The organism is bacterium (assembly GCA_035370465.1).
GTDB lineage: Bacteria > Ratteibacteria > UBA8468 > B48-G9 > JAFGKM01 > JAGGVW01.
On the sequence record DAOOVW010000033.1, the window covers coordinates 1 to 17,902 of the forward strand.

Consider the following 17,902-nt stretch of genomic DNA (forward strand, 5'->3'; position numbering starts at 1 on the left):
CGATGAATACCAGCAATTACAAGACCTGCAATATGAGCAATATCTGCAAGTAAGTATGCACCAATTTCTTTTGCAATTTGATAGAATTTATCAAAATCAATAATTCTTGAATAAGAACTACTTCCACATACAATCATTTTTACTTTTTCCCTTAAAGCAATTTCTCTTACATTATCATAATCAATCAATTCCGTATCTTTATTAACTCCATAAAATTTTACATTATAAAGTTTTCCTGAAAAGTTCATAGGAGTCCCATGGGTGAGATGACCTCCATCTTTTATATTCATCGCAAGGATTTTATCACCTGGTTTTAAAACAGAAAAATAAACAGACATATTTGCCTGACTTCCTGAATGTGGTTGAACATTAGCATGTTGGGAGTGAAATAGTTTTTTTGCTCTTTCTATTGCAATTGTTTCAACAATATCAACAAATTTACATCCCCCATAATATCTGTGTCCGGGATATCCTTCTGCATATTTATTGGTAAAAACAGAACCAACAACTTTTAGAACATTTTTACTAACAATATTCTCAGAAGGAATTAAATTTATTGTTTCTCTTTGTTTTTTTGTTTCTCCAACCAGCGCTTTATAAATTTCAGGGTCAAATTTTTTTAGCATCTTCAATCTCCTTTAATGATAAATATGAAAAATCAGCAAAATGACTGAACAATTGATTTATTTTATTTAAAAGTGAAAGTCGGTTATTTCTTAATTTTTCATCAGGACTCATAACAAGAACTTCATCAAAAAAATTATCAACTATATCTCTCCACTCAGCAAATGTATTCAATAAAGCAGAAAAATTATTTTCTTCATTCAATTTTAAATATTTCTCTTTTTGTTTTTTATAAAATTCATAAAGTTTTTTTTCTTCATCTTCAACAAGTAAATTCTCATCAAATTGTCCAAAACTAATTTTCCTTTCTCCTGCTTGTTTTAAAATATTTGCAATTCTTACAAATGGGACAAAAACATCAATCCCTTTTTCTGTTTTTAAAAATTCCTTTAATGCATCTATTTTTTTTCTCAAAGTCAATAAATTTTCTTTTTCAACTGAAATAACTGATTTTCTTATTCCTGGTATAATATCTTCAACTGCAAGAAGGTTATCCACCCGTTGTAAAAAGAAATTTAAGATTTTTTCTACTATTTTTTCTTCATTGTTATTAAAAACAAAAAGAGCTTCTTTTATACTTTCTTTTAATGGGAAATTTAATTCTTTTTTCCATATTATCTCTATTATACCGTTTGCCATTTTTTTTAGTCCATATGGGTCAGTACTTGCAGTTGGTTCAATTCCTTCAATTATAAAACATACAAGTGTTTCTAACTTATCAATGATTGAAACAATACATCCTTCTTTAAATTCAGGGATTTTATCTCCTGTAAATTCTGGTAAATAATGTTCTTCTATAGAAAGAGAAATAACTTTTTCATAGCCCTCTTTTTCAGCATAAATTCTCCCAATAACTCCCTGTAATTCGGGAAACTCTGTAACCATTAAAGTTGCAAGATCATTTTTACATAATGAAATAATTTCTTTTATATTTTTTTCTTCTGTCTCACTTATATCTAATTTTTCTTTCAGGCATTCAAAAATTTTTTGAAGTCGTTCAACTCTTTCATATATTGAACCCCATTTTGGGTGAAAGACAATTTTTTTTAAATCATCTAAATATAGTTTCAATGGCTTTTGTGTATCCATTTTAATGAAAAAGTTTGCATCTTCAAGTTTATTGATTATTACACTTTCATAATTTGTTTTTATTTCTTCTTTGTCAACTCCATCAAGAACTATTATAAATTTATTATATAAACTACTGTCAGAAGTAAAAAGAGGAATACATTTCAATTTTTTTATAACGACTTCTTTTACTCTATCAGGAATACCCTTATATTTTTCAGAAATTTCTCCTATTTTTAAGATTGGATATTCAACTAAATTTGATATATTCTTTACCAAATTTTCATCATATCTACATTGAAATGGCAATGAATTTTTTATTTTTTCTTCAATAAATTTTTCTCTTACATTCTGGTCAAAAATCACAAAATTTTTAAGCATCTTATCAGGATATTCTTTTATGTGTTTAATTTTTATTTTTTTAGGAGATAGAACTCTATGACCAGAAGTAAAATTTGAACTTTTAATATTTCCATATTTTATTGGAATTGTTTTATTATCAAATAAAGATAATATAGACCTTATGGGTCTTATAAATTTTATGTTTTCTTCATTCCAGTTCATTGACCTTGGGATTTCAATTTTTTTAAGAGAGGTTAAGAAAATATCAGGAAGAAGTTTATATGTTTTATTCCCTTTTTCTTTTTTTATCGCTACCAGAACCTTTTTATTATTTTTTTCTTTTATTTTTAATTGATTAACTTTTACATTTTGGCTCTCTGCAAATTTTATTGCTGGTAAAGTATATTTTCCATTTTTATCAATTCCAATATCTGCTGGGGGACCTGAAATTTCTGCAATATAGTCGTTTTGAAAAGGTGAGACATTTTTTCCATATAAAATAATTCTTCTATTTGTATAAAAAAGAGAAATTTCCTCAAAATTAATTCTTTTTTCTTTAATTTCTCTTGTAAAAACAGGGATAAAATTTTCTTTAAAATATTCTCCAATCCATTCAGGTAAGTCCTCACATCCAATTTCAATTATAAAATAACTCATTTTTCTCCTGTGGTTAATGTTTTACAATTATATTAAATTTTCTTCCCTCTTTCAATTTTTTAATAATAAGTTAAAATATTCTTAAATAGGATAATATAATTTGACTTTTTTGAAGAATATCTTAGATTTTATAATTTAAAATTTAGAGGTTTTAAAATAAAAGTGTCACATTTCATTTTGTCGACAATTTTCAAAAGGTATATTTTAATTATAAAATAAGAGAATTAAATTCGAAAAGTAATTTTGCAAGACCAATTTAAAGAGAGGAAGAAAAATAGGACAAAATTTTAGTTTTGTTTTTTCAGAGAGTTTGTTAGCAGAAGTGGCAGGTATTCCTCAGATTAAATTGCATTTTGATGTAGAAGCAATTTGTAATGCATATGAGAAAATTAAACCTATTGCTAAAAGATTGGATGTAGAAGCACCTGTACCAAGAATAGCAGGATTTTGCTATCCTCATATAGCATCTTTGGGAGCAAAAATTGTTTTTCCTGAAGATGGTGAGCCAAAACCATTTCCAATTATAAAAAGTCCAGAAGAAATTGATAATTTAACAGAACCCAAAGATTATTTAAATGCACCTATAATTCAAGAAAGATTAAGAGTTTGTTATGAAATAAAAAAGCGTTATCCAAAAAGCCCTAATTTTATTGGGCATCTTTTTGAGGGACCAATAACCACTGCTGTGTTAATTATGGGTTCAGGTTTTTTAACTCTTCCATATGATGACCCTGAAAAAGCACATAAACTTTTAAATTTCAGTGTTAAAAGTGCGTTAAATTATGCAAATACACTTTGTAATTATTTTGGAGAACCAATACAACCAGGTTCTAAAGGTCTTCCTGATGATTTTGCAGGAATGTTCCCACCAAAAATTTTCAAAGAATTTGTTGCTCCATACTGGGAAAAAATTTATCAAGGAAATAAAGCAACAGAAAGGTATCTTCATAGTGAATTGTTAAGGTTAGAACACTTGCCTTTTCTTAAAGAACTAAATATAGAAAAATTTGACCCAAGTGCTGACCAATATCTTAATCCAGAGTTATTATCTAAATATTGTCCATGTAAGTTTACTTCTCGCATATTACCATGGGAAATTAGGGACTTATCTGAAGATGAATTAGTTGAATTATATAAAGAAAGAGCGAAATTTAAACCATCTTGTATAAGTTTTTACCTTGGTTGCTTAAAAGACGAACCCAAAATTAAATGTCTTCTAAAAATAGCAAGAGAATTAAAAGAAAAGTAAAAATAGGAGAGAAAAAAATGGATAAAATAAAGTTTGACGACTTATTATATATGAGAAAAGGTGATAAAAATTTAACTATGGGACAGAGTCCATCTAAAATTGAAAAAATTATTACTGTTGAAGAGTGGGAAGTAAAAGCAAAAGCCCTAAGAGAAATTTTCTTACAGATGTTAGGAGAAATACCTCAAATTTCTTGCCCTCTATCCTCAAAAATAATTGAGGAAAATAATTGTGGAGATTATATTAAACGTAAAATTGAATATTTTGTAGAGCCTGATGAAAAAATTTCTGCTTATGTTTTAATTCCAAAAAATTTAAAAACCAAAGTGCCTGCTGTTTTATGTATTCATCCAACAACACCCTTGGGAAAAGAACAAACAATAGGCAATGACAATACTGAAAAGGGACAGGATAGAGCATATGCACTTCATTTAGTTAAGCGTGGGTATATAACTATGTCTTATGACCTTCTGACTGCAGGGGAACGTTGTTATAAAGGATATGCACCTTTTGATACAGCGCCATTTTATAAAAAATATCCAAAATGGTCAGTAAGAGGAAAAGATTTATGGGATGTAAGTAGAGCAATAGATTTTCTTCAATCAATGGACGAAGTTGATTCAGAAAGAATTGGGTCTATTGGGCATTCTCAGGGTGGCGGAATTACTATTCATTCAATGGTATTAGATAAAAGAATTAAAGTTGGTATTTCCAGTTGTGGAATGTGGCCAGAAAGGTTATCTAAAAATCCTTTCAACTGGGCCCGGACTGGATGGTGGGTAGGTATTCCTTTTTTAAGACCATATTGTTATACAGGTAAACATTTTCCCTTAGATATGCATGAATATCTGGGGCTTATTGCTCCGAGAGCAATAATGAATATTTCTGCATTAAATGATTGTATGTACACAATAGAAGAAGAAAATATCACCAGGGGTGCTTTTAATAACCTGAGTGAGAATGTATCAAAAGTTTTTTCGCTATATAAAACAGAGAATAACTTTAAAAATATTCTCCACATGAACGGGCATAGTTTTTTATTAGAACAAAGAGAAATTGCCTATGCTTTTTTAGATAAAAGATTAAGAGGTAATAATATTTAGTGAATTATATATTCAGGAAGTGCTTGGAATATTTACGAAAAATCTATAAATTTATGGATAGTTAATTCCCTATTTGTAAGTGGAAATAAATATTACCAAAGGAGAAATATGGAGAAAATAGCACTTTTAAATGCAAAAATTATTGATGGCAAAAATTCTATCCCGATTTCTTCTTGTTCAGTTCTCTTAAACAATTCTTTTATTGAAGATATAATTGTAAACAAAAAAATTTCTATTGGAGAAAATTATAGAAAAATAGATGTAAAAAATAATACTCTATTGCCACTATTTATTGATGGACATATGCATATAAGTGGTGAGCCAGGAAGATTAGACCACTTTGGACATATAAAAGCAAATTTAGGTGCGGTAGGTAAATTACAGGAATGTCTCTTATGGGGAACTGGTGTTGTAGCACATGCAGCAGGTTCTATAGAAAATGTAATACTTCGTGATTTAATAAATTCTGGCTCTATTTTAGGGTGTTCTGAAATGTTAGTGGGAGGGGCTATTACACCAACCTGTGGGCATGTGAGAGGTAAAAGTGCAGATGGCCCCTGGGAAATAAGAAAAGCAGTAAGAGAGATGATAGGAGCAAATGTTGATTTTATAAAAACAACTGCATCTGGTGGATTTCAATGGGAACATGAGAAATTAACTCATACTGATTATACTTATGAAGAACTAAAAGTCCTTGTTGAGCAAACTCATTCAAGAGAGAAAAAAGTCCATGTTCATGCTCATGCTGACCCTGGCATTTCTAATGCTATTTCTGCTGGATGTGATGTTATTTTACATGGTGTCTTAATAAATGATATTTGTTTGGAGAAAATTGTAGAAAAAGGTCTCTGGTATATGCCAACATTATATATAACAAGCGAAAAAGTTTTTGAAAACCCTAATTTGCCAATTTATATGAGAGAAAGGATGAAAGAAGTAAATCCATTTCATCGTGAGGCAGTAGGAAAAGCATTAAAGATAGGAGTAAAAATAATAACAGGAACAGATGGTGGACCTGGTTCTATTATGTATGAAATATATGAATTGGTTAAATGTGGTTTTTCTCCAATGGAAGCAATTATTACTGCTACTTCAAAAACAGCAGAGGCATTTGGAATACTTAATAGAACAGGAACAATAGAAAAGGGTAAAAATGCAGATTTGATGGTAATTGAAGGGGACCCGTTAACTGATATTTCTATTCTTTGTAAAAAAGAATCTATTCTAATGATAACAAAAAAGGGGAAAATAATTTTTAACCAATTTGAACAAGTAAAAAAATAAAAAATGGAAAATTCAAAAAATTCTCTTGTCCGTCTTATTGTAAAAGGTGTTGATAAATGTAAGTCAAATTTTGATAAAAAAACAGGGCGATTTCTTGCTGAAAATGGTGGATGGGCAGTTACAAACCAGGATGTAATATTTCCATTAAGTTATCTTTATGTAAATAAGCATCCAGAAAATCCTTATTATAAAAATGATGAAATTTTGAATTTGTGTTTTTGTGGAGGAGATGCTTTAAGGAATGCCCAAGATGCTGATGGGAAAGTTGAATTTGTCAAAATTGATGGTTCAAAATGGGGAAAGACCTATATGTGCTGGTCTATGTTTCACTGGCTTGAGACATTTCGTCTTTTGAAAAATTTTCTTCCATCTGAACGCGCTAATAGTTGGCAGGAAGGTCTTTATATTGCTTTTGAAGGTATTTTTAAAGAACTTCAAAAATCAAAAGTACATAATATCCCTACATGGAATGCAATGGCTATTTTTAAAGCAGGTTTGACTTTCCAAAATGAAAAATGGCAAAAATATGCAAAGGAATTTATTAAAAAAGTAGTTAAATCAATGAATCCAGATGGCTATTGGCAAGAAGGACAAGGTCCCACAACTTCTTATAATCTTGTATATGTTCATTCCTTAGGACTTTATTATTGTGCATCAAAAGATGAATTTGTTATTCCATCCCTTAAAACAGCAACTAATTTTCATATTCATTTTACTTATCCTGACGGTTCTCTCGTAGAAACAATTGATGGTAGAGTGAAGTATAATTCTAATCCATCTTGTATGGGCCTTCCTGGTTTTCTTACAACAGAAAAAGGCAAAAGATTTAGTGCATTTTTGGTAAAAAATCTTTGTTTGAAAAACCCAAAAGGTCTTTGTTCGCCATATTTAACTTCTGCTTTAGAAATATGGCCTGATGAGATAAAACCGAAAGATAAAATTATTCAGGAATTAACAGAATATTCAAGGGTATATAATGGGAATGCTATTGTAAGAAAACATAAAAATTTTTATACCTGTCTTTCAGGTTATGTAGCTCCTGCAAAAATTCAGTCAGAGTTATCAAATAATAGATGGATACAGGATAGGTCAAATTTTGTTTCAATCTGGTATAAGTTATGTGGACTTATTATAGGAGGAGGTAATTCAAAAGAACAACCTACCTGGGCAAATTTTTCTCTATGGAAAGGAACATTTCGGCTATGGTGTCCTGATGCAAGTCAAGTATTTTCAAAGGAAAATGAAGATAAAGTAATATTGGATTTTGCAGGTACAAAATGTTCAATATCGGTTAGGTTTTCAGGAGAAAAACAGGTAAAAATAATGTTTGAAGTTATTAAATTTTCAGGGGCAGATAAAATTCAATCATCCCTTCTTTTGTGTCTTGAAAAAGGGACAAGAGTTAAATGTGGAAAATATAAATTTATTGTTGACCCTATTTATTCAGAAGTTATTTTTGTTAAAAAGAGTCAAACTATCCAGACAAAACATTATCTTATAAAATCGTTAAAGAAACATACATTTTTTTATTGGCCAGAATATCCTTTTAATCCTTATGCAATAAATGGTGCTTCTCCTCCTGAATCTGCTCGTGGAAAGTTAATATTTGAACTCACTTCCAAATCACCTAAAAATGAAATTTTAATACGAGTAAAATAATTTTTAAATAAAAATTGAAGAAACAAAAGAAGAAGCAAAAAATGGATAAATTAAAATCTTACCCTTTAGATAAAAAAGTAAAGGAACTTTTTGAACGACAAAGACAATTTTCTAAAAAATGGGAATCTACAAGAATTACAAAGGAGATTTATATTGAATTAAGCGAATCAATTGTAAGAGTTGCTGTTTCCTGGCAGGATAAAGGAGGTAGAATAATAGACCCTTATAAGAAAGAAGAAACATCTACTGCTACAGCCCGTTTTGTAGGTGCATTAGGATTTTTGATTAGGACGGGACATTGTTTGGATTTAATTGATATTTGTATAAAAAGTATGAATAGGGCATGTGAAGACCTATATTATTCGTTTGAGAGACCACATATCAGTGGACCAGAATTTTATGTTAAAGAATGTATGCAGGGATATTTGGCATTAAAGGATAAAGTAGATAAAAAATTGGTTAAAAAATGGGAAAAGTATCTTGGTGAATATGACCCAGAAAAAAATTATGTAGCAGTTCTTTCTAAAAATAAGCCAGAAGATATTCATAATTTTTGCACATTTGGTTTAGCAGGGGAGAGTTTTAAGAAAGCATATAAAATAGCAGATAATTCTGATTTCATAGAAAGGCATTTAGAGACACAGATACAATTTTTCACTGAATATGGGATGTATAGAGACCCAAATGACCCAATGACTTATGATTGGACAGCGAGGATGAATTTATCATTATTGGAATATTTTGGATATAAAGGGAAATATTCTAAAGATTTGAATGAGATTTTAAGAAGAGGAGGATTAACAACGCTTTTGTTTTTATCTACAACTGGTGAATCGCCTTTTGGAGGCAGAAGTAATCAATATCATTTCAATGAAGCGACAATATCTTTAATTTGTGAGTATGAGGCAAACAGATATAAAAGACAAGGGGAACTACAAATTGCAGGTGCTTTCAAACGCACTGCTAGACTAACTGCCTTATCAATTAAAAGATGGTTAGGATTATCCCCTTTTAGACATATTAAAAATAGTTTCCCTCCTGAAATCCAACATGGATGGCAACGCGGTTATGGTTTTTTTAGTGCTTATTCTTTACTTATTGCCAGTCAATTTGGTTTTGCATATCTTTTAGCAGATGACTCAATTGAGGAAAGACAAACTCTTTATGAAATTGGTGGATATATTTTGAACTTACCGGATGCTTTTCATAAAGTATTTGCTACATGTTGTGGTTATCATATAGAAATAGACACAAAGGCAGATAACAATTATGATGCAACTGGTTTAGGAAGAATTCATAAAATTTCAATTCCAACTGAACTTGGGCTATCAACACCTATTGCTTCAAAACCAAATTATTCTGTGTCAGTTGAACCATCATTAAGAAATGTATCTATTGGTCCTGGCTGGGAGGATAAGGTAGGAAATAAATATTATCTTTCTGATTTAAGTGATAAAATAGAAGATGTCCAAGTAAAAATTATTAAGGAAGAAACAGAAGAAGTTAAATTTGAAGTTATATATAAAGGGAAATTTGAAAATAGAATAAAAGAGGCATATACAATAAATAAAGAAGGGATAGAAATAGAGGATGAAATAAGTGGTAGTGTAAAAGATATTTTAGTGCAAATTCCTTTATTACAGACAGATGGGGAAAATATTTCTGATATTAAGATAGGAAATAAAAAATTTGAAGTAAAATATCTAAATTGTATTTATAAAGTTGAATGTTTAGATTCTGGTGTAGTTGATACTTTTGTTGAGCCATTTTCTGCACCTAATAGAAATGGAATTTATAAAGTTGGTTGTTTTAAGACAAAAGGAAATTTTATTAAATACAAACTTTCATTAGAAAAGTGTAAAAAATAAAAGGAGATTTTTAATTATGAATAAAAAAATATTGGAAAATTTAAGAAAGGGAGTATTTATTCCTGCTCATCCTTTAGCACTTACAAAAGAAAGAAAATTAGATGAAAAAAGGCAAAAGGGATTAACTAAATATTATATTGAATCAGGTGTTGGGGGTATTGCAGTTGGAGTTCACACAACTCAATTTGAAATTCACAATCCCAAAGTAGGACTTTACAAACCTGTTCTCCAGTTGGCAATAGAAACAATTAAAGAATATAAACTTGAAGATGAAATAATTAAAGTTGCTGGAATATGTGGGAAGACAGAACAAGCAACAAAAGAAGGTGAAATAGCAAGGGATATGGGGTATGATGCAGGTCTTTTAAATTTAGGAACTTTTACAGATGAAAAAGATGATGATATTTTGATTGAACATACAAAAGAAGTATCTCGTATTATTCCTGTATTTGGTTTTTATCTTCAACCAGCAACTGGTGGAAGAGAATTAAGTTTTTCATTTTGGTGTAAATTTTTCCAAATAGATAATGTTATTGCAGTAAAAGTTGCCCCTTTTGATAGATATAGAACAATAGATGTAATAAGAGCAATTGTAGAAACAGGAAGAGAAAAAGATATTGCTGTTTATACTGGAAATGATGATAATATTATTATTGATTTAATTACTCCTTTCAAATTTAATAATAAAATTATAAGGATTGTTGGAGGTTTATTGGGACATTGGGCATTTTGGACAAAAAAGAGTGTTGATATATTTAATGAGATAAAAGAAATAATTAAAGAAAATAGTCCTATCCCACAAGAGATTTTAACACTTTCCGCAGCAATAACAGATGTAAATAGTGCTGTTTTTGATGCCAATAACAAATTTTCTGGGTGTATTCCTGGTATAAATGAAATTTTGAGAAGGTCCGGACTTCTTGAAGGAAATTGGTGTATTAACCAGGATATTACACTTTCTCCTGGTCAGAAAGAAGAAATTGATAGAATTTTTAGTGAGTATTCATATTTAAGGGATGATGAATTTGTAAAAAAAAATCTAAATAAATGGATAAAATAGAGGAATTAAAAAAATTATATGAAGATAGAAATTTAAGAAGAGAAATTGAAAAAAGGATAAAAGAAATTATAGGTATAGATTTATCTGCGAAATATGGTAATTTCTACCTAAAAAATCCTCTTATTGTTGCGCCTGGTCAACTTACAAGAACACAAACTCAGATAAGGCAAATACGAGAGGCGAACTTTGGTGGTTGTGTTTTAAAATCAGTTGTTGGGGAAGATAAAGAAGGTAATTGCAGTATGGAACTTTACAGAACTCCACCTACTTATTTAAAAAGTATTTATGAAAATTATGATATTGATAAGAAATTTCCTATAATACATTGGGATGGTAGGGGAGATACAAGAAATTTAGATGAGTATTTATACTTTGCAGAAGATGTTTTTAAATATGAAAAAGATAATGAATTTCTAATCATATCTTCAATAATTGCTCATTTTCCATTACCTGATGAAGAAATAAAAAAAGATGAATGGATATATACAACAGAGAAATTATATAATGTGGGTGCAAGGATATTTGAAATTGATTTTTGCCCCCAGTTGGAGAAAGAAGAAGAAAAGATTGAAAAAGAGAATATATTGAGATGGTATAAAAATATTCCTTCTATTATAAAATCAGTAAAAAAAGATATATCTGTTTTTCCAAAAATTATGAACCTTGAGTTTGGGATTGATTTCCAGATTGAAATGGTAAAAGCGGCAGTTGAAGGAAAAGCAGATGGAGTTGTTATTGCAAACAGGATTTTTAAAAAAGAATTTGGATGTGCTCATGGTGGAAAAGAATTGAAGGAAAGGAATATACAACAGATAAAGGAAGTAAAAAAATTATTTCCAGATGTTCATATTTCTGCAACTGGTGGAATTTATACTGGTAAGGACATTCTTGATTATATTCAAGTTGGGGCAGAAAATGTGCAACTTTTAAGTTTTCTTATGGGCAAGAGTTCAATAAATTTTGGAATTGAAGGGACAAAATTTGAAAAAGTTTTTTATTTTCTTTTATTTGACTCTGAAACTGGTTTACTCCCTCTCCTAAAAATCAATGTTTTTTAAATTATAATTTATTGTAAAATAATACAATATGTTAACCTAAAAAGATATTTTTTAATCACTTTTCTGTTAGTGGAAAAAATTAGATGAGGGGAAAAGAAATAATTAACTAAAATTTTGGCAGAACCAAAAATATAACAAGGAGGAGAAAAATGGAGGAGAAAATAAAAGTAGGTGTTATTGGACTAAGGATGGGATTATCACATATTGAAGGTTATAGAAGAAATCCTTATACAGAGGTTTATGGGATATGTGATACTGATGAGAAACTATTAGAAAAGACAAAGCAGGAGTATAATATTAAAATCGCAGTTAATGACTATAAAGAACTTATAAATATACCAGAAATTTCTATTATTTCTATTGCTTCTCCTGATTTTTTTCATTGTCAGCAGGCAATTTATGCTTTAAAAAATGGGAAAAATGTTTTGTGTGAAAAACCAATGACACCAACAATTGAGGAGGCAAAAGAAATTGTTAAAGTAGTGAAAGAAACAGGCAAAAAGTTTATGGTAGGACAGGTTTGTAGATATGCTCCAGGTTTTGTTCTTGCGAAAAAGATGGTAGAAAATGGAGATATAGGGGAATTGTTTTTTGTAGAAAGTGAATATGCTCACGATTATTCAAAAACGACAGGAATTGGTAATTGGAGAAAAGATAAAAGGAGAGAACCATTTCTTGGTGGTGGTTGTCATGCAGTAGACCTTTTAAGATGGATTGCAGGAGACCCTATTGAAGTTAGTGCATATTCAAATCATAAGTGTTTGGTTGACTGGCCTGTTGATGATTGTACTATTGCTATATATAAATTTCCAGATGGGGTTATTGGAAAGGTTTTTGTTTCCATTGGCTGTATTAGACCGTATACAATGAGAAGTGTTTTTTATGGAAAAGAAGGGACAATTATATGTGATAATACAAGTCCACAAATTTATTTATGCTCAAAGAAATATTATAGGGAGAAATCAAATTTTAATTTTGCTTCTTTTCCTGTTAATCTTGCTTCTCACAATGTAAGTGCAGAGATAGATGAATTTGTAGATTGTATTATAAATAATAAGGAAGTACCAACAAATGAAATAGAAGGTGCAAAAACAGTGATATCTTGTTTAAAAGCAGTTGAGAGTGCAAAAAAGGGGAAACCCTTAAAAATAGGGGGCGAATTATGAAAGCAGGATTTTTTCAATTAGATATTACACCTTTTATAGGAATGGAAAGACCAAGTGGATATAGAAAGGCATATGCAGATTTTATTCATGACCCAACAAAAGTAAGAAGTTGTATTATAGAAGATGGGAATGAAGAAGTTGCTATCGTTGTATCAGATACATTAGTTTCACCACCAAGAGAAAATGTTATTGAAATAAAAGAAGAAATTGAAAAGAAAGTTGGAATAAAAAAAGAGAATATCTTAATTGGTGCAACTCATACGCATTCAGCAGGCCCTTTATTTTTCCCATTTAATTATCAGGATGCTGACCCCCTTACAAAAAAACTCATTTCTGAATATTCAACTATTTCTGACCCATTTTACTATGAAATTTTTAAAAGGAAAGTTGTTGATTCTTTAATATGTGCTGAAAAAAAGAAAGAAGATGTTATATGTAATGTCGGTTATGGATATGAAGATAAAGTAAGTTTTAACAGAAGATTTAAAATGAAGAATAATAGAGTTTATACACATCCTGGTAAAAACAATCCTGATATAATAGAGCCAGCAGGCCCAATAGACCATTCTGTTGGTGTTTTAACCTTCTGGAATAAAGATAAAAGTCCAATAGGGACTTTTATAAATTTTGCCTGCCATTTGACGACAGGTCCAGGAGGTATTTCTGCTGATTGGTTATTTTATACTGAAAAAATAATAAAAAAAATATTTGAAGATATGGATATAATATTATTACAGGGAGCAAGTGGAGATATAACACAGGTAAATAATTTATCAGATAGAGTTGATTTTGGTGAAAAGATATCACATTTCGTTGGGACAAGAGTTGGGCTTGAGGCATTGAAAATTATTTTGACAGAAGAAAAAGGGTCTCTTTCTCCATTGAAAATTAAAAATAAAATAATTAATGTAAAAAGAAGAAAACAATCAGAGGAAAAATTAAAAATGGCAAGAGAAATTGTAGAAAATGGATTAAAGAATGAAAATATAAGACAAACAACTGAATGGACATTTGCAAAAGAAAGAATAATTCTTGATTATTTAACAAAGAAACAACCAGAAGTTGAAATAGAAATTCAGGCAATTCAAATTGGTCCTGTTATAATAATTTCAAGTCCTGGAGAAATTTTTTCTTCAACTGGACTTAAAGTAAAAAAGGCATCACATTTTCCAATAACTTTTTTTGTTGAACTTTCGAATGGATTTCTTGGATATATACCGGATAGGAAAGCATTTCTTCCGACGGGCGGTGGATTTGAGACGGTTTTAACAAGTGAATCAAATTTAGAGGTTGATGCAGAAGAAAAAATTATAGAAGAGAGTTTAAAACTAATGAAGGAATTTAAACCAGGGGAATTACCAGAATATGATAAAATAACATCAAAACCACAGGTATGGAGTTATGGGATATTAGGTCCTGATATTGATTAAAATGGAAATTATTGATATACATGTTCATCCAAGACAGGATAAAGAATTAAAAGAGGTAGAGAATTTAATAAATTTTGCTAAGAAATTAAATATTACAAGAATAAATTTTCTTGGAGATGTTCTTTATTATGGATATCATCCAAATAATGAGCAAATAAAAAAAATAAATGACCTGACAATAAAACTTGTAAAAAAATATCCTTGTTTTTTTTCAGGTTTTTGTTTTGTAAATCCTGAACATGATAAAAAATTTATTAAGCAAGAAATTGAAAGGTGCATAGTTAAAGGGAATTTAAAAGGAATAAAACTTGAAGCATCCTGTAATGCATCTGATAAAAGGGTCTTTAAAGTTGCAGAAATTGCAGAGAAATTAAATGTGCCAATATTACATCATGCATGGGATACAACCAATATAAATAGTAGGTGGGGTCCAGAAGTATGTCAGTCAGACCCAGAAGATATTGCAATTTTAGCAAAAAAATTTCCAAAAGTTAAAATAATAATGGCTCATTTAATTGCTTGTGGAGTAAGAGGAATTTTAGAAATTAAAAATTTTGATAATGTTTGGGCAGAAATATCAGGAGGACAACCAGTTACAGGGATAATGGAATATGCAGTGAAAAAGATGGGGGCAGAGAGGATATTATTTGGTTCAGATTGTCCTGGTAGGGATTTTTCTGCTCAACTTTCAAAAGTATATGGAGCAAAAATAACAGCAAGAGAAAAAGAACTAATACTTGGTATAAATGCAAAAAATTTATTAGGGCTAAAATGATAATTGACATAAACATAAATTGGGGAAACTGGCCATTTGGGAATTTATATTTTAATTCATTTAGAAATTATATTAATAAAATTAAAAATAAAGGAATAGAAGAGGGATTTATTTCACCAATTGATGGTATTTTTTCTCCTGACCCTGATATTCTAAATGAAAAAGTTATAAAAAAATTAAATAAGCAAAACAACTTTAAATGTCTACCTATTATAAATCCCAAAATTAAAAATTGGCAAGAGATATTAGAAAAGTATAATAAAGAATATAAAATTAAAATTATAAAAATTGTTCCATCATTCCATAGATATTCAATTATTGAAAAAGATGTCTATAAATTTTTTGAAAAACTTTGTCAATTAGATATGAGTCCTGTAATTCAAAAAAGATTTGAAGATGAAAGGTCAAAAAGCCCTGTTTTAAATCTTAAGGATATAGAAATAAAACAAATTGAAAAAATTTCAAAGGACTTTCCAGAATTAAAAATAATTATCTTATGTCTTTATTGGCATGAGGTAATTAAACTTTCTGAAAAGTGTAAAAACTTATATTTTGATATTTCTTTTATTGAATGTCTTGATACACTTGGAGCACTTTTAAAATATATTTCAGAAGATAGGGTTATCTTTGGTTCAAATGTTCCTTTTTTATATCCTGAATCATCTATATTAAAACTTCAATATTCAACTATTACAAAAGAACAATTTGATAAAATATCATTTAAAAATTTATCATCTTTTCTTGCAAAATAAAACAAATTATAGTAAAAATAAACATAAAAACCTTTAACAAAAAATGGAGGAAGGAATGAAAGTAAAAATATCTTTTATTGGATGTGGTGGAATAGCAGGAGCGCATATGTCTGCACTTTCAAAAATTGAAGATGTTGAATTTGTTGCTTTTTGTGATGTTGTAGAAGAAAAGGCAAAACAAAAGGCACAAATTTATGGAGGTAAGGTCTTTACAGATTATAAAAAAATGCTTGATGAGGAAAAAGTTGATGCTTGTTATATATGTATTCCGCCTTTTGCTCATGATGGACAGGAAGAATTATGTATTGAAAAAGGGATACCATTTTTTGTTGAAAAACCAGTCCATTTAGTTCTTGAAAAATGTAAAGAAATAGCGAAAAAAGTTGAAAAGAAGAATTTAATTACAGGCGTTGGGTATGTTTTAAGAAATTATGATGTTGTTAATAAAGCAAAAGAAGTAATAAAAAATGAAAAAATAGGTCTGGTTAGAGGAAAATATTTTGGACAGGTACCAGGTGCTGAAGGAAGTTGGTTACACAAAAAGGAATTATCAGGAGGACAATTGATTGAACAGGCAACTCATACAGTTGATATGATGAGATATTTAATTGGGGATGTAGAAGAAGTTTTTGCTTATAAGTTTGAAGGAATAAATAACAAAATTTATAAGGACTATAATGTTGAAGATGCATCTATTGTAGCAATGAAATTTAAAAATGGAGTAATTGGAAATTTAAGTTGTACATGGTTATGGAGTGGATGGTATTCTGGAGTTGAAATAGTTGGTAAAGGAGTAATGCTTACTTATGAGGGGAATTCATTAACAATAGATAAGGGTAATAAAAAAGAAATATATATTTCACAAGAAGATCCAATGTTAGTAGAAGATAAAAATTTTATAGAAGGTGTTAAGACAGGAAATAGTAAAATTATTAAATCAAATTATCAGGATGCAGTTAAAACACTTGAAGTTACACTAAAAAGTCATGAATCAATAGAAAAAGGAGTACCGGTAAAAATTTAATAATGAGGTAATTCTCTGCCTGTAAGGGTAGGACTCTTTATTTAAAGCCGTAAGAAGCATTATGCGGATAGGGAATAAATTACTTGGTACAATTTGTTTTTGTTCTGGTATTTTCTTCACTTATGTTCTGTATAATTTTAACAAGACAGGGAACTTAAAGAATTTTGGTAAATACTTACTCAACACATTAATTCCCTTGCCCGTAGGTCCACAGAATTTCTCTGGGCTACGCCTGAGGGGGTGGATTTCTCTATATCTCCTCTTATTAAACCCCGTCTGCTCAACTTATCTCTACCTTGCCTGCCCGTCTGAGCATTAGCGAAGGAGGGTAGGGCTGGTTCGTATGCTATATTTTAAACTGCCTGTGTAGAACAATCCCCCTCCCCCGTTGTGCTATCTGGGAGACGATAATGCACCAACTCTGCTTTGCTATTCCTACCTTCCTTAATCGGTTTATCAAAGGGGGAACTTATGGTAAGGGATGGGAGAAGGAGAAGTGGGAAAGGATATGATAGGTTTTAATATAATTTAGGAAGAAAAAGAGAAAAATCCGCAGGATCCCTACGGACGAGCCGGATTTGACATCTTTAAAATATGTTTTATAATTTTTGTAGTTAAAATTTTATGGATGGTTGCTTCTTGTTTTTACAGGGAAAAATAGACATTACCCCGTGGATCTTAAACATAAACAAGTTGAATAAATATTTATACATGCTTTTAAAAATGGAGGAGGGAGAATGGGGAAATTAGCAATAAATGGGGGAAAGAAAGTTGTTGATAAAG

At 29.8% G+C, this 17,902-nt stretch carries 14 protein-coding genes; 12 read left to right on the forward strand and 2 right to left on the reverse strand.

The annotated features are described in order from the left end of the window. Together PLW95_05645 and glyS are read right to left on the reverse strand one after the other, a co-directional pair. On the reverse strand, window positions 1-626 hold a 626-nt coding region (locus tag PLW95_05645), incomplete at its 3' end, for a serine hydroxymethyltransferase (GenBank protein HOV22146.1). Continuing rightward, on the reverse strand, window positions 610-2,691 hold the full coding sequence (gene glyS / locus PLW95_05650; GenBank protein HOV22147.1) for a glycine--tRNA ligase subunit beta: 2,082 nt from the start codon (window positions 2,689-2,691) through the stop codon (window positions 610-612). The genes PLW95_05645 and glyS, both read right to left, overlap by 17 nt. Window positions 2,692-3,001: 310 nt before the next feature. Here glyS and PLW95_05655 point away from each other — a divergent pair, with 310 nt between their 5' ends. The 12 genes from PLW95_05655 to PLW95_05710 all read left to right on the forward strand — a co-directional run bounded on the left by PLW95_05655 (window position 3,002) and on the right by PLW95_05710 (window position 17,119). Next, the gene (locus PLW95_05655; protein HOV22148.1) at window positions 3,002-3,940 is read left to right on the forward strand and encodes a uroporphyrinogen decarboxylase family protein; all 939 of its coding nucleotides are present in this window, start codon (window positions 3,002-3,004) and stop codon (window positions 3,938-3,940) included. Window positions 3,941-3,957: 17 nt separating this feature from the next. Next, window positions 3,958-5,043 (forward strand): alpha/beta hydrolase family protein, encoded by a 1,086-nt coding sequence (locus PLW95_05660; GenBank protein HOV22149.1) that lies wholly within the window; start codon window positions 3,958-3,960, stop codon window positions 5,041-5,043. Window positions 5,044-5,151: 108 nt separating this feature from the next. Further along, window positions 5,152-6,327 (forward strand): amidohydrolase family protein, encoded by a 1,176-nt coding sequence (locus PLW95_05665; protein HOV22150.1) that lies wholly within the window; start codon window positions 5,152-5,154, stop codon window positions 6,325-6,327. Between the two features lie 3 nt (window positions 6,328-6,330). Continuing rightward, complete coding sequence (locus PLW95_05670; GenBank protein HOV22151.1) at window positions 6,331-7,986, forward strand: hypothetical protein; 1,656 nt, start codon at window positions 6,331-6,333, stop codon at window positions 7,984-7,986. Between the two features lie 41 nt (window positions 7,987-8,027). Then, the gene (locus PLW95_05675) at window positions 8,028-9,854 is read left to right on the forward strand and encodes a hypothetical protein (protein ID HOV22152.1); all 1,827 of its coding nucleotides are present in this window, start codon (window positions 8,028-8,030) and stop codon (window positions 9,852-9,854) included. Between the two features lie 16 nt (window positions 9,855-9,870). Further along, a complete protein-coding gene (locus PLW95_05680) occupies window positions 9,871-10,914 on the forward strand; it encodes a dihydrodipicolinate synthase family protein (GenBank protein HOV22153.1) in 1,044 nt (347 codons plus the stop codon). After that, a complete protein-coding gene (locus tag PLW95_05685) occupies window positions 10,902-11,972 on the forward strand; it encodes a hypothetical protein (GenBank protein ID HOV22154.1) in 1,071 nt (356 codons plus the stop codon). The genes PLW95_05680 and PLW95_05685 overlap by 13 nt, the downstream gene beginning before the upstream one ends. Before the next feature lie 149 nt (window positions 11,973-12,121). Then, complete coding sequence (locus PLW95_05690) at window positions 12,122-13,138, forward strand: Gfo/Idh/MocA family oxidoreductase (GenBank protein HOV22155.1); 1,017 nt, start codon at window positions 12,122-12,124, stop codon at window positions 13,136-13,138. Then, on the forward strand, window positions 13,135-14,568 hold the full coding sequence (locus PLW95_05695; protein ID HOV22156.1) for a hypothetical protein: 1,434 nt from the start codon (window positions 13,135-13,137) through the stop codon (window positions 14,566-14,568). The genes PLW95_05690 and PLW95_05695 overlap by 4 nt, the downstream gene beginning before the upstream one ends. A gap of 1 nt (window position 14,569) precedes the next feature. Continuing rightward, on the forward strand, window positions 14,570-15,343 hold the full coding sequence (locus PLW95_05700; protein ID HOV22157.1) for an amidohydrolase family protein: 774 nt from the start codon (window positions 14,570-14,572) through the stop codon (window positions 15,341-15,343). Beyond that, window positions 15,340-16,095 (forward strand): amidohydrolase family protein, encoded by a 756-nt coding sequence (locus PLW95_05705; GenBank protein ID HOV22158.1) that lies wholly within the window; start codon window positions 15,340-15,342, stop codon window positions 16,093-16,095. The genes PLW95_05700 and PLW95_05705 overlap by 4 nt, the downstream gene beginning before the upstream one ends. A 55-nt stretch (window positions 16,096-16,150) precedes the next feature. After that, window positions 16,151-17,119, forward strand: coding sequence for a Gfo/Idh/MocA family oxidoreductase (locus tag PLW95_05710; protein HOV22159.1), 969 nt, complete (start codon window positions 16,151-16,153; stop codon window positions 17,117-17,119). The last annotated feature ends 783 nt before the right edge of the window (window positions 17,120-17,902 follow it).